Origin of the sequence: Pseudogracilibacillus sp. SE30717A (assembly GCF_037071985.1) — a bacterium.
Lineage (GTDB): Bacteria > Bacillota > Bacilli > Bacillales > Amphibacillaceae > Pseudogracilibacillus.
In genome coordinates this window covers 20306-41630 of record NZ_JAXHDF010000007.1, presented here as the reverse complement: position 1 = coordinate 41630, position 21325 = coordinate 20306, and the positions used below count along the sequence as shown (strand labels likewise).

15 protein-coding genes are annotated in these 21325 nt (G+C 38.2%); all 15 read left to right on the top strand.

Annotated elements, in window-relative coordinates; translation table 11 throughout:
- The first annotated feature begins 53 nt into the window (after positions 1–53).
- The 15 genes from SPD48_RS12235 to SPD48_RS12165 all read left to right on the top strand — a co-directional run bounded on the left by SPD48_RS12235 (position 54) and on the right by SPD48_RS12165 (position 21277).
- Positions 54–2120 (top strand): bifunctional aldolase/short-chain dehydrogenase, encoded by a 2067-nt coding sequence (locus tag SPD48_RS12235; protein ID WP_336258408.1) that lies wholly within the window; start codon positions 54–56, stop codon positions 2118–2120.
- Positions 2121–2144: 24 nt separating this feature from the next.
- Positions 2145–2894, top strand: coding sequence for a DeoR/GlpR family DNA-binding transcription regulator (locus SPD48_RS12230; RefSeq protein ID WP_336258407.1), 750 nt, complete (start codon positions 2145–2147; stop codon positions 2892–2894).
- A gap of 24 nt (positions 2895–2918) precedes the next feature.
- Positions 2919–4427 carry a xylulokinase gene (gene xylB, locus SPD48_RS12225; protein ID WP_336258406.1) on the top strand — a complete coding sequence of 503 codons (1509 nt, stop codon included), beginning with the start codon at positions 2919–2921 and terminating at the stop codon, positions 4425–4427.
- Between the two features lie 19 nt (positions 4428–4446).
- Positions 4447–5106 (top strand): transaldolase family protein, encoded by a 660-nt coding sequence (locus SPD48_RS12220; RefSeq protein WP_336258405.1) that lies wholly within the window; start codon positions 4447–4449, stop codon positions 5104–5106.
- A gap of 93 nt (positions 5107–5199) precedes the next feature.
- Complete coding sequence (locus tag SPD48_RS12215) at positions 5200–6696, top strand: sugar ABC transporter ATP-binding protein (RefSeq protein WP_336258404.1); 1497 nt, start codon at positions 5200–5202, stop codon at positions 6694–6696.
- Positions 6697–6708: 12 nt separating this feature from the next.
- The gene (locus SPD48_RS12210; RefSeq protein ID WP_336258403.1) at positions 6709–7704 is read left to right on the top strand and encodes an ABC transporter permease; all 996 of its coding nucleotides are present in this window, start codon (positions 6709–6711) and stop codon (positions 7702–7704) included.
- A gap of 59 nt (positions 7705–7763) precedes the next feature.
- A complete protein-coding gene (locus SPD48_RS12205) occupies positions 7764–8759 on the top strand; it encodes an ABC transporter substrate-binding protein (RefSeq protein WP_336258402.1) in 996 nt (331 codons plus the stop codon).
- 62 nt (positions 8760–8821) lie between these two features.
- The gene (locus tag SPD48_RS12200) at positions 8822–9469 is read left to right on the top strand and encodes a class II aldolase/adducin family protein (protein ID WP_336258401.1); all 648 of its coding nucleotides are present in this window, start codon (positions 8822–8824) and stop codon (positions 9467–9469) included.
- Positions 9470–9493: 24 nt separating this feature from the next.
- Positions 9494–10966, top strand: coding sequence for a rhamnulokinase (locus SPD48_RS12195; protein ID WP_336258400.1), 1473 nt, complete (start codon positions 9494–9496; stop codon positions 10964–10966).
- A gap of 15 nt (positions 10967–10981) precedes the next feature.
- Positions 10982–12772, top strand: a complete 1791-nt coding sequence (locus tag SPD48_RS12190) for an L-fucose isomerase (RefSeq protein ID WP_336258399.1) — start codon at positions 10982–10984, stop codon at positions 12770–12772.
- A 14-nt stretch (positions 12773–12786) separates the two neighbouring features.
- Positions 12787–14442: a ribulokinase gene (locus tag SPD48_RS12185; RefSeq protein ID WP_336258398.1), complete on the top strand. Its 1656-nt coding sequence runs from the start codon at positions 12787–12789 to the stop codon at positions 14440–14442.
- Positions 14443–14537: 95 nt separating this feature from the next.
- A complete protein-coding gene (locus SPD48_RS12180; RefSeq protein WP_336258397.1) occupies positions 14538–18191 on the top strand; it encodes an alpha-L-fucosidase in 3654 nt (1217 codons plus the stop codon).
- A 108-nt stretch (positions 18192–18299) separates the two neighbouring features.
- Positions 18300–20222 carry an aldehyde ferredoxin oxidoreductase family protein gene (locus SPD48_RS12175; RefSeq protein WP_336258396.1) on the top strand — a complete coding sequence of 641 codons (1923 nt, stop codon included), beginning with the start codon at positions 18300–18302 and terminating at the stop codon, positions 20220–20222.
- A 50-nt stretch (positions 20223–20272) separates the two neighbouring features.
- A complete protein-coding gene (locus SPD48_RS12170; protein WP_336258395.1) occupies positions 20273–21040 on the top strand; it encodes a Gfo/Idh/MocA family protein in 768 nt (255 codons plus the stop codon).
- A gap of 42 nt (positions 21041–21082) precedes the next feature.
- Positions 21083–21277, top strand: a complete 195-nt coding sequence (locus SPD48_RS12165) for a hypothetical protein (protein ID WP_336258394.1) — start codon at positions 21083–21085, stop codon at positions 21275–21277.
- The last annotated feature ends 48 nt before the right edge of the window (positions 21278–21325 follow it).

Below are 21325 nucleotides of genomic sequence, written 5' to 3'. Positions count from 1 at the left end.
AAACAAACAATTATTTAAATTGAAATAAAAATAAATACAGGGAGTGTACTAGTTTGGCACAAAATTTATGGGATGACAGTAAAGCGAAAAATAAAAAAGGATTGGAACAATTAGTGTATCGTTCGAATTTATTGGGTACGGATCGCTCGGTTTGTAATTGGGGTGGTGGGAATACGTCGATGAAGACGTTGGAAAAGGATTTTAAAGGAAACGATATAAATGTGATGTGGGTGAAGGGAAGTGGCTCGGACCTTGCTACAATGAATGCGAGTAATTTTACTGGACTACGGTTAGAGGATATTAAGCCGCTCATAAAGCTTGACGATATGTCGGATGAGGATATGACGGCATATTTACAACATTGTATGATTGATGCGAATCATCCAAAGTCTTCTATTGAAACGTTACTTCATGCTTTTTTGCCGTATAAACATGTGGACCATACTCACCCCGATGCAATCATAAGTATTTGCTGTGCGTCGAACGGAAAAGAAGTGGCAGATGAGATTTTCGGAAATCGGTATGTGTGGGTTCCCTATATTCGACCTGGATTTAAGCTTTCCAAAATGATCGCAGAAGCGGTTGAGGGCAATCCGAATGCCGAACTTGTTTTGATGGAAAAGCACGGGTTGGTCACTTGGGGAGAAACGGCGGAGGAATCGTATAACAAAACGATTGAAGTTATTTCTGAAGCTGAGCGATACATCGAGGACCTTGTGGATGAAGAAACATTGTTTGGTGGAAAGAAGTATGATGTGTTGCCAAATGAACAAAAAGAAGAAATCTTAATGGAACTTTTGCCAGTTATTCGTGGACTGGTTTCCGAAGATGAGAGAGCGATTTTATATGTAAATGATGAAGACCATGTGATGCAGTTTGTAAACAGTAAGGATGCGGGCGAGTTGTCACAAATTGGAGCGGCTTGTCCAGATCACTTAGTCCATACAAAACGTACGCCACTATTTGTAGAGTGGGATATAGAAGGTAGAAATGTAGAGGCATTGAAAAAGAAGGTGGTAGACGGGGTTCAAGCGTATCGAAAGGAATATAAGCAATACTTTGATCGCAATAAGGATGAAGATGATCAGTTGATCAACGCTTCTCCCCGTGTGATTTTAATTCCGGGGATTGGTATGATTGCAGTTGGCAAGAGCCGTACTATGGCGGTCAACAGCGCTGGACTCTATGAGCGCGCAATTGCAGTGATGCGTGGTTCTACTACTCTTGGGACCTTTACATCCCTTTCAGAAAATGAAGCGTATAACGTTGAATATTGGCCATTGGAGTTATACAAATTAACTTTGGCACCTCCAGAGGCAGAGTTTTCTCGTAAAGTGGCTCTGATTACCGGAGGGGCTGGTGGAATTGGTAGTGCTTGTGTAGAGCGATTGGCAAAGGAAGGTGCACATGTCGTTATTGCCGATTTGAATGAAGAAGGCGCAAAAAAAGTAGCGAATTCCATGAATGAAAAATACGGAGCATACACATGTCTTCCTTTAAAAATGGATGTTACGAAAGAAAGGGAAGTAAAAGAGGCATACAAGCAAGCTATACTTTACTTTGGTGGAATAGATATTATTGTTAATAATGCAGGTTTGGCTACCTCTAGTCCATTTGTAGAGACTACCCTAGATGAATGGCAGCTAAATATGGATGTGTTGACAACAGGTTATTTTTTGGTCGCAAAAGAAGGCTTCAAAGTAATGCAGCAACAAGAACTCGGTGGAAGCCAAGTGTTCATCGGGTCCAAAAACTCCATTTATGCAGGAAAAAATGCTTCAGCATACTCGACTGCAAAGGCGGCGGAGGTGCATTTGGCAAGATGCATCGCTGCAGAAGGTGGAGAATATGGAATTCGAGTAAATTCCGTTCTTCCTGATGCTGTTTTACAAGGGTCCGCTATTTGGGATTCCAATTGGAGAAAAGAGCGGGCGAGTGCGTACGGCATCCATCCAGATGAATTAGAGGATCACTACAAAAAACGGACGACATTACTCGTAAATATTTATCCGGAAGATATCGCCGAAGCAGTAGCCTTCTTTGCTTCCACAAAGGCAAGCAAGTCTACAGGGAATATGTTAGCTGTGGACGGAGGCGTGCCTGCCGCATTTACAAGATAAATTAGAAGATGGAAGTGAATTGGTATGTTAGTTATGGAAAGACATAAAAAAATTATTGATACAGTCAATGAAAAAGGCAGTATTCGTGTAACGGAACTAAGTAAGATGTTTAATTTAACCGAGGAAACAATTCGTAGGGATTTGGAAAAGTTAGAACAGGAAGGTAAACTGATGCGGTCGCATGGTGGGGCAGTTGCCCTTCAAGAGGAAGATACACCTTACTTCCAACGGGAAATGGTAAATGTTAAGGAAAAACAAAAGATTGCAGATACAGCTCTGTCTTTCATCGATGAAGGGGATAGTATTTTACTTGATGCCAGTTCGACGTCTTGGTTTCTTGCAAAAAAACTTCCGAATATTCCTTTGACTGTTATTACCAACTCGATTCGGGTAACGATGGAGCTTGCTGAAAAACGCAATATCCATGTCATTGGAACTGGTGGAAATCTTTCTCGAACATCGTTATCGTTCACCGGTCCTTTAACGATTCAGACATTGGACTATTACCATGCAGATAAAGCGTTCATCTCCTGTAAAGCACTGCATAATGCTTGGGGGATCAGTGATGCAAACGATATGCAAGCAATGGTGAAAAAGAAAATGCTGGAAACAGCCGATGTGAATTATTTATTAATCGACCATAGCAAAATTGGGAAAAAGGCAATTTCATTTGTAGCTGATTTTACAAATATACAGAACATTATTACAGACGAAGCGGCCGATGAAAGTTATTTAAATGAGCTTAAGAGCAATGGCGTAAAAATATTATTTTAGATTACTAGATGAAGGGGGTTGCAAATGGGGAAAAATCAATTAATTTTAGCACATGATATAGGCACAAGTGGTAACAAGGCTACGTTATTTAACCGATATGGTGAGATAATTGCTAGTGAAACTTTCTCATATCAAACTTATTACATGGACAGTAATCATGTTGAACAAAATGCGAATGATTGGTGGGAAGCTGTTTGCATTACCTCCAAAAGTATAATGAAAGCAGCGAAAGTCACACGAGAAGGGATAGCTTGTATCACTTTCAGTGGGCAAATGATGGGAGTTGTTCCCGTAGACAAAAATGCAAACGCTTTAAGAAGGGCAATAATTTGGGCCGATACGAGAGCTGACGAGATTATTAAAAGGATATTGGAAGAAAATGATCTTAATACGTTGTATCGACTAACTGGTAATAGGGTGTCATCAAATTATTCCGCAGCCAAGATAGGGTGGCTAAAACAGTATGAACCAACGACCTATCGGGGGACGTATAAATTTTTACAAGCGAAAGATTTTCTGGTTGCTAAATTGACGGGAAGATTTGCTACTGATTATTCGGATGCAAGTGGTACAAATTTATTGGATATAGAGGAAAAACAATGGTCAAGCGAGTTGATAGATATTTTTCAATTAGAAGATGAAAAGCTTCCAGAGATTCTGTCCTCTACAACAGTAGCGGGCTTTGTACATCGAAAGGCTGCAGAAAAGACCGGACTGGCAGAAGGGACGCCCGTCGTAATGGGAGGAGCAGATGGTTCTTGTGCAGCAATGGGTGCTGGGGTACTTGAGGAGGGTGATATCTTTAATTATATAGGTTCCTCTTCATGGATTTCCTTGGCTAGCAATCGACCTTTTTTTGACGGGGATATGGTGACCTTTAATTTTGTTCATGTTGATGAGAGCAAGTATACACCAATCGGAACAATGCAGACGGCTGGTTCCGCCATCGATTGGTTCACTAATCACCTTTATCAGGAAATGAAAGAAGGTAATTTGTATGAACAAATGAATTCTGAAGCATCTTCATCCGAAATTGGGGCAAATGGTCTAATGTTTATGCCTTATTTATTAGGAGAAAGATCTCCGTGGTGGAATCCGGAGGTAAGAGGTGCATTTTTAGGATTATCCATTAATCATACGAGATACGACATGGCACGCGCTGTTTTAGAAGGGGTTTCATATAACTTAAAAGTTATTTTCGATACCTTTAAACATAAGAAAGATAATATAAATGAGATGTGGTTATTTGGTGGAGGGGCCAACAGTGAGCTGTGGTGCCAAATGTTAGCTGATATGTATGATATGAACATAAAAGTCCCTTATCAAGTTGACGAGACGACTTCCATGGGTGCTGCTATTGTTGGTGGAGTAGGAGTTGGTCTGTTAAAAGATTTTACTGTTGCCAAGGATTGGTGTAAAACACGGGCAGAATACGAACCCGAATCGAAAAGTGTAAAAAAATATGTAGATGAGCAACAGAAGTTTATCCAATATTATAAAGCGTTGGCGCCAGTTTATTCGAAATGGAGCTAATATACAAAGGATGAGGCAGATGGAACTATATTTGGATACTGCTAATGAAGAGGAAATAGCTTATGCATCTCAATATGGATTTTTGGATGGAATAACTACGAATCCTTCCATCATATCCAAAGAAAAAGATTCGTTTGAATCTATTATTCGAAGAATTGATTCACAGATAAATGGAAAAGTGTGGATGCAAGTTACGAAAAAAGAAGCTGGTGAAATGGTCAAACAAGGCGTTGAAATTAACAAATGGGTGAAGCATGCGGTAATTAAGCTACCAATGAACGAAGACGGGCTTCAAGCTGCATATCGATTAACACAAGATAACATTCAAGTCAATATGACGTTGATTTATACGCTTCCCCAAGTATTATTAGCAGCGAAAGCAAATGTCGATTATATCAGTCCTTATATCAGTCGTATGGATGATCGGGCATTAGATGGTAAAGCATTTATTATTCGTGCGAAAGAGATTATACAGGCACTTGGAGCTAAAACAAAAGTAATTGGAGCAAGTATTCGATCACCGCAAGTTATTGTCGATTTAAGTACCCAGCAATTTGATGCAGTTACGATGCCATTTACCATATATAAAAAGATGTTTCAGTCCGAATTAACTACACATGGACTCGCCCAATTTGATGAAAACTGGCAAAAGTATCTTGTTAAAAATGAAGGAAAATAATTAGTGAAATTTTTAAGAGAATTTATATTTTTTAAATGAATCAAATAATAACAACCACGTATGTACGTGTATAACAATAAGGAAGGTGTGAACATGAAAAAGCAATTGCTACAAATGAAAGGGGTTTCAAAAAGTTTCCCAGGTGTCAAGGCCCTTACAGATGTTCAGCTTACACTTAACTATGGCGAAGTATTGGCTTTAGTTGGAGAAAATGGGGCAGGTAAATCGACCCTCATGAAAATCCTCACGGGAATTTATAAGGAAGATGAGGGTGAAATAAAGTATGAAGGAAATCGTATTTCCCCCGAAAATACAAAAGAAGCACAAGAGTTAGGGATTAGCATTATTCACCAGGAATTAAATTTGATGCGTGACTTAACAGTAGCCCAAAATATTTTTATCGGAAGAGAACCTCGGGTTGGTTTCAATTTTTTCCTAAAAGAAAAAGAATTAAACGACAAAGCTGTTAAACTATTTAAGCAGTTAAACATTGAACTAGACCCAGAAACAAAAATTGCTGATTTAACTGTTGCAAAACAGCAGATGGTAGAAATAGCAAAGGCACTTTCCTTTAATGCGAAAATATTGGTGATGGATGAGCCTACCGCAGCATTAACAGAAACAGAAATTGAAATGCTCTTTGCAATTATTAATCGATTAAGAAAAGATGGAGTAGGCATTATTTACATCTCTCACCGAATGGAAGAACTAAAGTTAATTTCAGATAGAATCACCGTGCTGAGAGATGGTCAGTATATTGATACGTTAGTGACGAAAGACACTGAAATGAGTAAAGTCATTTCTCTAATGGTCGGTAGAGAATTATATGTAGAATCAAAACAAAGGGTAGAAAACAAGGTTCAGGTTAATAGATTAGAAGTTAAAAATCTAACAAACAACCATGTGCAAGATATTAGTTTTGAACTGAAAAAAGGAGAGATCCTAGGTTTTGCTGGACTAGTTGGAGCAGGCCGTACAGAAGTAGCAAGAGCCGTATTCGGTGCAGATCCAATTCGTGATGGAGAAGTTTTTATCAATGGCAAGAAAGTAACGATTAAGCAGCCTAGTGATGCAGTACAAGCAGGGATTGGCTACTTATCTGAAGATAGAAAGCAGTTCGGTTTGATGGTGAACATGAATGTTAACGACAATATTATGATCTCTTCTTTGAAAAATTACTTAAGCGGTTTATTCGTAAAAGATTCAGAATTCCGAAAGGTTTCAGAAGAATACAAAAACAAACTTGATATCCGGACGCCGAGTATTTTCCAGCGAGTAAACAATTTATCAGGAGGAAATCAACAAAAAGTAGTTATTGCAAAATGGCTTGTAAGAGACAGCGATATTTTAATCTTTGATGAACCGACACGAGGAATCGATGTTGGTGCGAAAGGGGAAATTTATGAGTTATTAGATCAACTTGCCGCACAAGGAAAGTCGATCATTATGATCTCTTCGGAATTACCAGAAATATTACGAATGAGCCATCGAGTCATCGTAATGTGTGAAGGGAGAATTACAGGTCAACTTAGCGGGGAAGAGGCGACACAGGAAAAAATTATGGATTTTGCAACACAAGTATCGGTGTAATACCTAAGGGGGATGAAAATGGCGATTAAGCAGGAGACGTCTGAACCAAAAAACAAACTATTTGGTGGTGGGGCATTACAACAGTTATTAGCTTTCGCAAGTTTAATTATTTTAATTATTTTCTTTTCAATTGCATCAAGTAACTTTTTACAATGGTCGAATATTTCTGGAATTTTGCTCTCGACCACCGTAATTGGAGTATTAGCTTTGGGAACCACATTGGTCATCATTACTGGAGGTATTGACTTATCAATTGGTACAGGGATGACGTTATGTTCCGTCATGACAGGAGTTTTTCTCGTTAATATGGACTTACCGATTGTAGTCGGTGTATTGGGGGGAATTTTAACAGGAGCGTTGATTGGATTCATTTCTGGTTTTTCGGTATCCATTTTAAAAATCCCACCATTTATCGCAACGCTCGCAATGATGATGATTGCAAAAGGATTGGCGCTTGTTATCTCAGGTGCTTCTCCAATTTATTTTAACAATGTACCAGGCTTTGACAAGATTGCTCTTGGCTCGATTGTACCGGGAGTACCAGTTCCAAATGGAATCCTCATTTTTTTCATTATGGTACTTATCGGCGGGGTTTTGCTTTCGAAAACGATTGTCGGAAGATATACGTTTTCGATTGGAAGTAATGAAGAGGCGACAAGACTATCCGGGATCAACGTGAACCGTTGGAAAATGATCATTTATACGATCGCAGGTTCATTTACAGGGATTGCTGGCGTCTTGATGGCTTCACGGTTAAACTCCGCGCAACCAGCGTTAGGAATGGGATATGAACTGGAGGCAATCGCAGCGGTTGTCATCGGTGGAACCTCCTTAAGTGGTGGAAGGGGATCAATTGTCGGAACAATGATTGGGGCATTGATCATGAGTGTGTTGACGAACGGGCTGCGGATTCTGTCCATCCCACAAGAATGGCAAACAGTTGTAATCGGTATTGTAATTATTATTGCAGTATATATCGATGTGTTACGAAGAGGTAAAAATGCCTAAGTGTTATTTTAACCCATTTCTGGGTTTTAAAATAAATAAAAATAAAGGGGTGTTAAAAAATGAGAAAGTATTTATTAACTTTACTCACAGTACTTTTTGCGGTTTTTGTGTTGAGTGCATGTTCGGGTGGTTCGGATTCAGATACCTCCACTGAAGGTGCAGAAGGGGAAGATGTTGATATGGATAAGACGTATGTTGCTTTGGTTTCTAAAGGGTTCCAACACCAGTTTTGGCAGTCGGTAAAAGAAGGAGCGGAGCAAGCGGCCGAAGAATTTGATGTAGAGGTGACATTTGAAGGGCCAGAAGATGAGTCACAAGTGGATAAACAAATGGAAATGTTCCGAAATGCATTGGATAGAAATCCAGATGCCATCGGATTTGCAGCGCTCGACAGCCAGGCATCTACACCATTGTTAGAAGAAACGGTTGAAAGGGACATCCCGGTTATTGCATTTGATTCTGGTGTAGATAGTGATATCCCTCTAACAACTGCTTCAACAAACAACTATGATGCTGCAGCATTGGCTGCTGAAAAAATGGCTGAATTGATCGATGGGAAAGGAAAAGTAGCTGTTATTGTTCATGACCAGACGAGTGTTACAGGTGTGGACCGAAGAGATGGATTTGTCGAAACAATTGAAAATGATTTTCCGGACATTGAGATTGTTGATATCCAGTATGGCGGTGGAGACCATTTGGAATCAACGGACTTAACGAAAGCGATTATCCAGGCACATCCCGACATAAACGGAGTTTATGGAGCAAACGAAGGATCGGCAATTGGTGTAGTAAATGCCGTGCGCGAATTGAACAAAGCTGGTGAAATTGTCGTGATTGGATTTGATTCTGGGCAACAGCAGATTGACGCAATTAAAGAAGGTCTAATGGCTGGAGCAATCACTCAAAGCCCGGTTGGTATAGGATATGAAACGGTGAAAGCAGCGGTGGAAGCATTAGAAGGCAAAGAGTTACCCGATATAATCGATACAGGCTTCTATTGGTACGATGCAGATAATATTGATGACGAAGAAATTCAAGCAGCAATTTATGAATAAAAATGAATGAGGGATTCACAGTCTTGTGGGTCCCTTCCATAAATAATGGAGAGGAAGAGTATATGTCAACGATTATCACAGAACTAGAAAAATATGCTCATAAGCTTGTAGATGATCGACTCGTAGTCGGCGCAGGTGGAAATTTGAGCATGAGGGATGAAAAGAATTTATATATATCTCCTAGCGGTTTTGATTTAAAAGATATTAAACGAGACGATTGGGTTCCGGTAAATATAGAGACTGGAAAAGTTAATGGTCAACTGAAGCCATCATCTGAGGTGGAAATGCATTTAGAGTGCTTCCGGCATAACAAAGAGATAAAAGCGGTTTTGCATGCTCATCCTACCTATTCTGTTGCTGTATCATCAACAGGAGAAAATATTCCACCAATGTTCCCGGACTTTCCGGCCATGTTAAAGGACATCGCTTATATTGACTACATTATTCCAACGACACATTTACTTGCAAACGCGGTGGCAAAAGTTATTTCCTCTAAACAGGCTATTGTAATGCGGAATCACGGCGTTATTACAGTCGGTAGTACAATGAAAGAAGCCTACTTTTATATGCAATTGATCGAAGAGGCGGCTAAAGTATATGCGATTTCTAAAACGGTTGGAAATCCACAGATACTAACGGAAAAAGAGTGTGAGGATCTTCGGAATTTATCGTCTGAAACTTATCGTTCAGACCTTCTGAAAAAACAATAGAATTTTATTAGGAGGACCATCAGAGTGAAAAAAGTAATCTCAGTGGATTTGGGCGCCTCGAATGGTCGATTGATTTTAATGAAGCTTCAAGATAACCAGCTTGAATTAGAGGTATTGCACCGATTTACGAATGAACCGATCAAAAGGGATGATCATTTATTTTGGGACATCACCACTATTTTTAGAGAAATAATAACAGGTTTAAAAACGTATGCAGCAAACTTTGAAGGGCCGTTAGATGGGATAGGGGTTGATACTTGGGGAGTCGATTTTGGTTTGATCTCCTGGGAGAATGAATTGCTTGAAGATCCTTATTCCTACCGAGATACACATACGGCTAAAATTCTTGGAGATGTTCATCAAATGGTGGATGAACGAGGGCTGTTTAAACAAACTGGTGTTGAACCGGCGCCCATTAATACGCTCTATCAGTTGTTTGCAATCCAACAAACACGTCCTGAACTATTGGAGCAGGCGTCCACAATTTTAACCTTGCCAAGTCTAGTCAACTTTTTATTAACTGGTGAAAAATTTAATGAGTTTACCCATGCTTCCACTACTCAATTAATGAATGTCGAAACAAAAAATTGGGATGAGCATCTGATGAAAAAGATCTTTCAGGAAAAACTTCCTCTCGCCCCAATTAAGAAAACAAATACAGTCTTCGGCTATTTGAAGGATGAGCTTATCAAAGAAGTAGGCATTTCTCACGGGAAGCTTCCAGTGTTAAACGTTCCTGGCCATGATACCTCATGTGCCCTTGTTGCCATGGCGAAAAAGGGCAAAAAAGCTGCTTTCATGAGCTGCGGTACATGGGTGTTAATGGGTATTGAAGTGGAGAAGCCAGTCACCTCGGATGAGGCATTTTCATGGGGATTTACCAATGAAGGAACTGCAGAAGGGAAGTATCGTCTCCAAAAGAACAATATGGGCTTATGGTTGCTTCAACAATGTAAAAAGGAATGGAGCGAGCATGGTGAGCCGATCTCATATGCAGAAGCAAATGAATTAATGTTAAAGGCAAGTCCTTTCCAATCGTTTATCAATCCGGACGATGAAATTTTTTTTAATCCGCAAAGCATGGTGAAAGCAATTCAAACATTTTGCAAACAGACGGGTCAGAAAATTCCTCAAACGAAAGGAGAAATCATTCGTTGTATATTGGAAAGCCTCGCCTTGAAATATAGGTGGTTAGTTGAACGTTTAGAGAAATTATCTGCACGGGAAATCCCGTCTATCCATATGGCAGGTGGTGGCATCCAAAATAGTTGGTTTTGTCAATTTACAGCTAATGCTACAAAAAAACCAATTCAAACAGGACCTATCGAAGCGAGTGCAATCGGGAATGCATTGTCTCAGTTTATCGCTTTAGGTCAATTTAAAGATGTGGAGGATGCCCGAAAAGTAGTGGCATTTTCAGTAGAAATAAAAGACTATATCCCTCAAGATGTTTCTAATTGGGATAATGTATATAAAAAATTTATTCACTATATTTAGATGGAGGTTTTTATTTTGACAAAAGATCAGCGTTATGTAGGAAATCTACCGAAAATCGGAATTCGACCAACGATTGACGGACGTAGAAAAGGTGTCAGAGAATCTCTTGAAGAAACGACGATGAATCTAGCGAAGGCAGTAAAAGAATTGCTAGAAGAAAAAGTGTTTTATTATACGGGTGAACCTGTTGACGTTGTGATTGCCGATACATGTATTGGAGGCGTAAATGAAGCTGCACAGGCTGCAGAAAAATTTAAACAGGAAGGTGTAGGCGTTTCTATTACTGTTACTCCGTGTTGGTGTTACGGAAGTGAGACAATGGATACAGATCCACATATCCCTAAAGCAGTTTGGGGTTTTAATGGAACTGAAAGACCAGGTGCAGTATATTTAGCGGCTGTATTAGCAGGATATAACCAAAAAGGTCTTCCTGCATTTGGGATTTATGGAAAAGACGTTCAAGATGCTGAAGACACAGATATACCGGCAGATGTTGAGGAAAAGTTACTACGTTTTGCAAAAGCTGGATTAGCTGTAGCGATGATGAAAAGTAAATCTTATTTGTCTATGGGTACAGTTTCAATGGGGATTGCTGGAAGTATTGTACAGGAGGAATTATTTCAGGATTATCTAGGTATGCGTAATGAATATATTGATATGTCCGAGTTTGTTAGAAGATTAAACGAAGAAATTTATGATGAAGAAGAATTTAAAAGGGCATACAAGTGGACGAAAGAGAATTGTATCGAAGGTCAAGATAATAATCCTGAAGGTTTTGTCAGAACAGATGAACAAAAAGAAGAAGATTGGAAAACGAGTGTGAAAATGACACTTATTGCCCGTGATTTAATGATTGGGAATGAAAAGTTAGCGGAAAAAGGGTATGAAGAAGAAGCTTTTGGTAGAAATGCTTTAATTGCAGGTTTCCAAGGGCAAAGACAGTGGACAGATCATCTGCCTAATGGTGATTTCATGGAGGCTATTTTAAATACAACAGTTGATTGGAATGGAAAGCGGGCACCTTATCTTTTAGCTACAGAAAATGATAATTTAAATGCTGTATCTATGTTATTTGGTTATTTACTGACAAATACGGCACAAGTTTTCGCAGATGTTAGAACATATTGGAGTCCAGATGCAGTTAAAAGGGTTACCGGACATACGTTAACTGGAAGAGCGAAAGATGGGTTAATACATTTGAAGAATTCAGGACCTTCTGCATTAGATGGTGCGGGTGAACATCAATCGGAAAATGGAGAACCAGTTATTAAACCATTTTGGGAGTTAACGGACGAAGATGTAGAAAGGACTCTAGCGGCAACAAGATGGCGACCGGCTTCAACCGAATATTTCAGAGGTGGAGGATATTCAAGTGAATACCTTACGAAAGGGGATATGCCAGTTACTATTTGCCGTATAAATATGGTAAAAGGTTTAGGTCCTGTTTTGCAAATTGCTGAAGGATATACTGTTGAAATACCAGAAGATGCAAATGAAACACTAGATAATCGAACAGATCCTACATGGCCAACTACATGGTTTGCACCGATTTTAACAAATGAAGGCGCATTTACAGATACGTATTCCGTTATGAATAATTGGGGTGCAAATCACTGTTCCATGAGTTACGGTCATATTGGTGCAGATTTAATTTCACTTGCCTCGATTCTAAGAATCCCTGTGAACATGCATAATGTACTTGAAGAAAAAGTCTTTAGACCGGACGCTTGGAGTATGTTTGGTACACAGGATAAAGAAGCAGCGGACTACCGAGCTTGTCAAAACTTTGGACCACTCTATAAATAATGAAGGATGATAACATGAGTAAATATGCCATTGGAGTAGATTTTGGTACAGGCTCCGGGCGGATTGTTGTAATTGATGTAAGGACAGGGGAAGTTGTTGGTACACATATCACCGAATATAAACACGGAGTAATCACAATTAATTTACCTAATTCAACGAAAGAATTAAAGCGAGACACAGCTTTACAACACCCACAAGATTATATAGAGGTTCTGAAACAGTCTATTCCACAAAGTTTGGAGGAAGCAAAGGTAAGTAAGGAAGATGTAATTGGTATAGGCCTTGACTTTACGGCCTGTACCATTCTTCCGGTTGATGAATCACTTCAACCACTTTGTTTCGACTCCAAATGGAAAGAGGAACCTAATGCATGGGTAAAGCTCTGGAAGCACCATGCAGCCCAAGAACAAGCTGATCGTATAAACGCATTGGCGACTGAGCGAAATGAGGAATGGTTACAAAAGTATGGGGGCATTATTTCTTCAGAATGGATGCTTCCCAAAGTATTAGAAATAGTTGAAGAATCTCCAGATGTATATGAGGAAGCCACTTATATTCTCGAGGCTGCTGACTGGTTAACATCATTAATGACAGGGAATTTGAAGCGTAACAGTTGTGCAGCGGGATTTAAAGGTACGTGGAATAAGGCTCAAGGATATGTAAGTAGGGAGTTCTTAAAAGAGTTGCATCCTTCCTTAGAAAATATTTATGATAATAAGCTTTCAGGTGACGTTGTTTCCGTTGGAGAAAGAGCAGGATTATTAATAGAAGACTTTGCTAGAAAAATAGGATTGGAAGCTGGAACTCCAGTCTCCATGGGGATGATCGATGCTCATGCAGGTGTTCTAGGTGCTGGTGTTACAAAATCGAATGAAATGGTACTCGTGATGGGTACATCTACTTGTCATATGTTGTTAAGTGAGAAGGAGGTTTTTGTAGAGGGAATAAGTGGAGTGGTGGAGGATGGAATCATTCCCGGTCTATTCGCTTATGAGGCAGGGCAAGCAGCTGTAGGTGATATTTTTGAATGGTACATTAAAGAAAATGTTCCAGCCTATGTAAAAGAAATCTCTATTCAAAATGACATGACAATCCATGAATATTTGGAAAACCTAGCAGCCAATTTACAACCGGGTGCGAATGGATTAATAGCGTTAGATTGGCATAATGGTTGCCGAACCCCTTTAGTAGATGGAAACCTTTCCGGAATGCTTATTGGCTTAACCTTATCAACAAAACCTGAACAGATATATCGTGCTTTACTGGAAGCTACAGCATTTGGAACTAAATTGATTATGGAGCAGTTTCAAAATAAAGGAATTGAGATTAGTGGATTAGTAGCTTGTGGAGGCCTTCCTCAGAAGAATGATCTTATGATGCAAATATATTCGGATGTTACAGGAATGCCAATAAAAATAGCAAGTAGTTCCATAACACCAGCAGTAGGAGCAGCGATGTGTGGAGTTTTAGCCGCTGGGAGGGAAAAAGGCGGTTATGATGACATTACAAAAATCGCTGATCAGATGGTCCAATATAGTGGTCGTCAATATAAACCGAGTCATGAAAATACTAAGAAGTATGCAGCGATTTATGAAGAATACAAACGCCTTGTAGAATACTTTGGTAAAGGAACAAATAAGGTAATGAAGCATTTGAAGTCCTTATCATAATTTGTAAAGGAAAGGGGGACTGTTTTCACTGTCTGTTGATTTTTTGCAACATATTAGAAATAGTTAAACTGACTAAAATGATAGGAGGAAATCGTTTGAATAAGAAAGGCTATTCAGATAATAAGCCATATATCCATAGGAGGAAAAATTCATCTGTTTTTCTTATACTTTTACTAGTCATATCAAATTTTTTCTTCATACCAGAATTAAATGCAAAGGCAGAAGGTCAAACAACACAGGAACTAACTAAATCAGAAATTTTAGATGTGTCATTTGGTGGTGCTTTTTCAACGGAAAAAGGTTACACAAATCCTACAGGAGAAATAATGGATGGAGAATTAACTAGACGTTCAGGAAATGAGACTATTGATCAAGGCAAGGTCATTTTAAATGGAGATAGAGACGGGATTAATTTCCAACCACGTGACACAATTAGTGACTCAAATACGATAGAGCGACCGGTCATTATTGAAACCGAATTTAATTTAGATTCAAATCCTAAACATTTTGATACATTAATAGCTGTGGGAGGAAATCTATGGGTCAGGTTCGTTTCCGAAACTACGATTGAATATGGTTTTGATGTAAATAGTAATGGATCTTGGTCCACTCACAAAGAAACAATCAAGGCTCCAAGCTTAAATGAAGACCACACTTTTACAATCGCTTACATGCCTACGGATGAAGGAGCAGAAATGCGTGCGTTTCTAGATGGAATAGAGCTTCCTACAGTAAGTTCCACAGCAGGAGGCGTTACTTGGAACAATAATGTAGAGTATGAGATTGGATTTGGTAATGATATACATCCAGCTGGTTTAGATCGTGGTTTAGAAGGTTTTCTGTCACGAGTTGTTCTAACAAGTTTTGAAGGTGATTTCGATCCTTCATTGCTTAAGACAATGACATTATCAAGCGTAGACAAAAGTCTAGCAGTATATGCTCAAGGTGCAATTGAAAATGGTATCTACTCCCCCTCTGATGATGAAATTAGTAAAGGGGAACTTATAATTGAAGGTGGTGAAATATCGGGATTAGGAAGACTATTAATGAGTGGAAATGAATCATTTATTCAATATACTCCAGAGAAGTCGTTTGTTTCTAATGAGGCAATTTCTGAAAGTGTTATTACTGAAATTATAGCTGACGTAGAGGCGATTACCACGGGGACTACAATGATTGATATAGGTGGAGCTATAACAGTTCAAAAATCAAAATCAAATGAGTCATTTGAAATTCTAGTAAATGATCAAATTGAAACAACGGTGAATGTGAAGGAACATCTTCAAGATAATTATGTTCAATTGTCTTTAGTATATGAAAAAATGGATGAGGGAAATGCAGAAGTAAGTTTATGGATAGGGAAAAGCCAGGTTGGAGAATCATTGGTTCTATCTAAGTCACCAAAAATGAAACATAATAGTATATTTTATGCGGGAACCAATGTTAGTAGTGGTAAAGGGCTAATGGGTGAAGTGTATGGATTAGCATTTGCTAGTATGACCGGAGAATTTAAAACCAGCTTTTTAAGTTTACAAGGTGGTCCATGTATTATACCAACGGATTTAGAACCTGGATATCAGATAAATATAACAGAAAATGAATGTCAAGCTGCACTAGCTGCAAAAGCATCTCTAGTTCGTCCAACACCTAAGCAAGTTACGTGGCAACAATATGAACAGACTGCATTTATCCACTATGGAATTAACACATATTATGGGGTTGAATGGGGAGACCTTTGGGTACATGACGATCCTACAATGTTTAATCCAACAGATTTAAATACGGATCAATGGGCAAAAACATTAAAAGATAGTGGGTTTAAAATGGCTGTTCTAACAGTGAAGCATCATGATGGATTTGCTTTATATCCGACTCGATATACAGACTTTAGTGTCGCAAGCAGTCCTTGGAAAGATGGTAATGGTGACGTTTTACGGGATTTTACAGAATCTATGCATAAGCATGGAATCAAGGTTGGAGTTTATTTATCTCCAGCAGACCATGGGGCTTATCGAGATGGTATTTTTGCAAATGGCAGTGAAAGGTCGATGCGTACGATTCCAACATTAGTTGAAGGAGATGATCGAATTGGAAAACAAAATCTTCCAACATTGGAATTACCAGCAACGGATTATGGAGAAATGTTTTTAAATCAGTTATATGAAGTATTAACTGAATATGGTGAAGTTGATGAAATATGGTTTGACGGAGCCCAAGGTAACATACCGGGAAATAAAGAAGAAAAATATGACTGGGATAGTTACTATGAACTTATTAATGAGCTCGCGCCTAATGCAGTAATTGCAGTAACAGGTCCTGATGTTCGCTGGGTTGGTAACGAATCAGGTTGGGCAAGAGAAAATGAATGGAGCGTATTAGGGGCTACCATGATGGATGATGGTAGACAAGCTTATTATCCTTCTTTTAGCTCTCCTGATCTAGGCAGTAGAAAAGCACTTACAGATGCAGCGGCTAATGGTATGAATTATTTAACTTGGTGGCCTTCTGAAGTGGATGTAAGTATTAGGCCAGGTTGGTTCTATCATGATAATCAACAACCGAAAAGTATCGATCAATTACGAAATATTTATTACGAATCTATTGCTCGAAATTCAGTACTTTTATTAAATATCCCACCTGATAAACGTGGTCAATTTGCTGAATCAGATGTAGAGAGGTTAAAAGAATGGCATCAAAGTATTAAACTTGATTTTGCAATCAATCATGCAAAGAATGCAGTTATAAAAGGAGAGAATGGAAAAAAAGGCTCAGATCCTAGTGTAGTGAGTGATGGAAACTATGATACTTCATGGGAATCCGCGTCAACACAACCTAGTAGTTTAACTTTCCAATTTAATGAAGAAAAAGAAGTAGAAAGGATTGTTCTTCAAGAAAACATCAATCATGGTCAGCAGGTAGAATCCTTTGCGATAGATGTTCTAAATTCTTCAGGTGAGTGGGAAGAGATTTATAAAAATGAATCAATTGGATATAAACGTATTGTAGTATTACCTAAACTTGTAAAAGGACAGGAGTTCAGAGTACGTATTTTACAATCACGAGGAAATGTTCATATATCAGAAATTGGTTTTTATCAAACGGGTTTAGAAAATGAAAAGGTTGATGTAACAGAGTTAGAGGAACTAATTGTTGAGGCTAAAACAATTTCGAATGAAGAGGGAGTGTATACGGAAGACTCTTTTGCATTACTAGAAGCGGCGATCAAGGAAGCTGAGGAAGCTCTTGGGACGATCGAAACGGAAGATGAACTAGTAGCTGCACTTGAAGCTCTGCAAAAAGCAATTAATGGACTGGAAGAAGCGGAAACGCCGAAAGAACCCGAAAATCTTGCTACCCAACTAGAAGCACTCATTTTGCAGGCGAAACAGGTAATCAACGAAAATACATTTACAAAGAAATCACTGAACACATTAGAGAAAGCAATTATGCGGTCAGAAAAATCGTTAAACCCTCCTAAGAATGATAAGAAGTTAAGAAAAGAAATGGAGGAACTTCAGGATGCCCTTGATAATCTCGTCGTAATAGATGTCATAGAACTTGAGGCATTACTTATTGAAGCTGAAGCATTAACAACAGAAGAAGGAAATTATACAAAAAAATCATTTAAGGAGCTTCAACACGCAATTAGGGATGCTGAAAAAGAGCTGGAACAAATGAAAAGTGAAAAGGAAATAGACACTGCGTTGGAAGCTTTACAAGCAGCAATTGATGGTTTAGTGAAAAAGTAGGTAAGAAAAAGGTTTCGTGGGTTAATAAGGCCTACGAAACTTTTATACATAACAATGTAACGTAATAGTTAATACTTAATGATAAATTGTTAGGGAGGAGGCATATTCATGTATGGTTATCATGGGAATATTGCTCATATAAATTTAAATAGTAAAACTACTGAAATTGAAAAAATGGATGAGAATTGGTATAGAACGTATGCTGGAGGAGGATTATTAGGGACATATTTTTTGTTAAGAGACACACCTCCTAAAATTGATGCGTATGATCCTGAGAACTTATTAATCTTTGCATCTAGTGTTATAGCAGGAAATGATGCTCCCGGATTAGCAAGATATAGTAATGTAACGAAGTCACCTTTATCACAAGGGATTGGTGATACACAATCTGAGGGACCTTGGGCACGTTCCTTAAAAGCTTCGGGATACGATGCTTTAATTGTAAAAGGTAAAGCAGATACACCCGTATATATTTTAATAGAAGATGGAGAAATAAGTATCCTAGATGCAAAATTTTTATGGGGTAAAGATACAAATGAAACGACAAACCTTTTGGAAGAAAGACATGGGAAAGAAGATGTTGAAGTAGCAACAATTGGTGAAGCAGGCGAAAATCTTGTTAGGTATGCCAGTATCATTTCTTCAAGGTCCAACCATGCCATGCGTTTGGGAGTTGGAGCTGTCATGGGTTCCAAAAATGTAAAAGCTATTGTACTTAAAGGCGGTAAATTACCAAAGGTTTATGATAAATTAACTTTGGAAGAAATGAAGGTAGAATTTGAAGAAATTATGCATACGAATGAATTAAGTATGTGGCAAAAAGATGCACCGGGTTTTTCTGCTTGGGTAGATTTGTCCGATGATGAGACAGCGTACTTAGGAGTAAATAACTTTAATGAGAACTTATTTACAAAAAGAGCTAACTATGAAAGAAATCTATTTTTAGAATATTATGAGGGAGACAAATCTTGTCCAGGCTGTCCGAATGATTGTATTAAATATTTGAATCCTGATCCGGAAAATATTCCGAAAGAAGTAACTGGAATTCACCAAGAGGTAACAGGCTCAATGGGACCAAACATTGGAAATGAAAACTTAAAATTAATGCTCGAATCAAATGTACTCTGTAATTTATTAGGCCTTGATCCCGTTTCCCTTGGATATACGATAAGTTTTGCGATGGAATGTTTTGAAAATGGATTGATAAGTAAAGAAGATACGAATGGTCTGGAATTAAATTTTGGCGACGAAGCAAGTATTTTACCTTTAGTTAAAGCAATTGCAAGCAGGCAAGGTTTTGGAGATTTGTTAGCAGAAGGAACTAAAAGGGCAGCGGAAGAGATTGGTGAAAATGCAGATCAATACGCATTACATGTCAAAGGTGTTGAAATGGTTTCATTTGATCCACGCAGCCAAACAAATTTAGGATTAGGTTATGCTACAGCTCCTGTAGGACCCAAATATACGATTTGTGAACATGATTGGGACTTTGACTTAGAGGCTGGTTGGAGTCATACATTAGAAGGATCTAGAACGTTAGGAATTTTAGAAAGAATTCCTATGAATTATGTTGGACCGGATAAAGTTAGAAACTTTAAAGGGTTAAATAATTTATGGAGTGCGTGTGATGCACTAAATTTAGCAGTTTTTGCCTCAGCACCTACCCGAGTATACTCATTAAATAAAATAGCCAAGCTTGTAGGGTCTGTAACTGGATGGAAAACTAGTTCCTATGAATTCATGAGATGGGGAGAACGTAGAAATCAATTAATGCGGATTTATAATATTAGAGAAGGGTTAACAAAGGAAGATGATTGTTTACCGGAAAAGTTTTATAAGGAAGAAATAAAAACTGGTAGATTAAAAGGTTCTGTAATAGAAAAAGAAAAATTTCAGCAAGCGATTTATACGTATTATGAAATGATGGGATGGGATAGTGATGGAATACCATTGGAAGGAACGTTATATGATTTTAATTTAGAATGGACTATACCAATGCTTAGGAAATACCGAGAAAATATGCTAACTTAATTTTTTAAAGAAGTAGTTTGCGTATGTTTTAATAAAAAGGGGGATATAAGGTGAAAAAGGTTAGGTGGGGAATATTAAGTACTGCTCGCATTGCAGTAGACCAACTTATTCCTGCAATTAAAAAAGTAGAAAACGCGGAGATCGCAGCAATTGCTACTAGAAGCGATATAGACCGAGCGACAGCGATAGCAAAACAGTTTCAAATAAATAAGGTATATAGTAGTTATGAAGATTTATTAAATGATTCTACGATCGACGTAGTTTATATCCCTCTTCCTAACCATCTTCACAAAGAATGGACGATTAAAGCTGCACAAAAAGGAAAGCATATATTATGCGAAAAACCGGCAGCCCTAAACGGTGAAGAGGTTGAGGAAATGAAGCAAGTTTGTTTGGAAAATAATGTTCTGTTTATGGAAGCATTTATGTATTATTTTCATCCGCAACACGAGCGAGTAACAGAAATAATCAATTCGGGTGAAATTGGAGATGTTTCTTTTATGGAGGCAGGATTTTCCTTTTATCTTGAAGATAAAGAAAGAGATAAAGATATTCGAATGAATAGCAATACTGGCGGTGGAACCATCTATGATCTCGGATGTTATACTATTCATGCCATACGAAATATCCTTCGCCAAGAACCAGAATCAGTATATGTTCATGGAAATATCGATTCAACATTTAATGTGGAGACTGATGCTGTGGCTTATTTAACATTTAAAAATAATCTTCGGGCAACATTTAATATTAGTTTTAATCGACCTATGCATCACGAATATCGAGTATTCGGGACAGAAGGCACCATTACAGTACCGTGAGCATTTCGACCAGATTTAAATGGTGGAGAAGCAATTATTCAGGTGGAGAAGGATTCTACTAAACGAATTGAATCAATTAATGGTGACCAATACTACAATGAGGTTGTCCATTTGTCGCAAGCAATTTTAGAAAAAGCGAATAATTTAAACCATGATTTTATAAATACTTTAAATAATATAAAAATAATTGAAGCAAGTTTACAATCATTACAAACAAATCAAACAGTTATGTTGTAACAAGATTTTTGTTTAGGTCGTAAAAGATACAAAATGGAGAAAGAAGCC

Excerpts from the sequence above, each read along its gene's own strand:
- SPD48_RS12200 (WP_336258401.1), top strand. The coding sequence starts at position 8,822 with ATGTCAACGATTATCACAGAACTAGAAAAATATGCTCATAAGCTTGTA.
- SPD48_RS12215 (WP_336258404.1), top strand. The coding sequence starts at position 5,200 with ATGAAAAAGCAATTGCTACAAATGAAAGGGGTTTCAAAAAGTTTCCCA.
- SPD48_RS12230 (WP_336258407.1), top strand. The coding sequence starts at position 2,145 with ATGTTAGTTATGGAAAGACATAAAAAAATTATTGATACAGTCAATGAA.
- SPD48_RS12205 (WP_336258402.1), top strand. The coding sequence starts at position 7,764 with ATGAGAAAGTATTTATTAACTTTACTCACAGTACTTTTTGCGGTTTTT.
- SPD48_RS12210 (WP_336258403.1), top strand. The coding sequence starts at position 6,709 with ATGAAAATGGCGATTAAGCAGGAGACGTCTGAACCAAAAAACAAACTA.
- SPD48_RS12185 (WP_336258398.1), top strand. The coding sequence starts at position 12,787 with ATGAGTAAATATGCCATTGGAGTAGATTTTGGTACAGGCTCCGGGCGG.
- SPD48_RS12220 (WP_336258405.1), top strand. The coding sequence starts at position 4,447 with ATGGAACTATATTTGGATACTGCTAATGAAGAGGAAATAGCTTATGCA.
- xylB (WP_336258406.1), top strand. The coding sequence starts at position 2,919 with ATGGGGAAAAATCAATTAATTTTAGCACATGATATAGGCACAAGTGGT.
- SPD48_RS12175 (WP_336258396.1), top strand. The coding sequence starts at position 18,300 with ATGTATGGTTATCATGGGAATATTGCTCATATAAATTTAAATAGTAAA.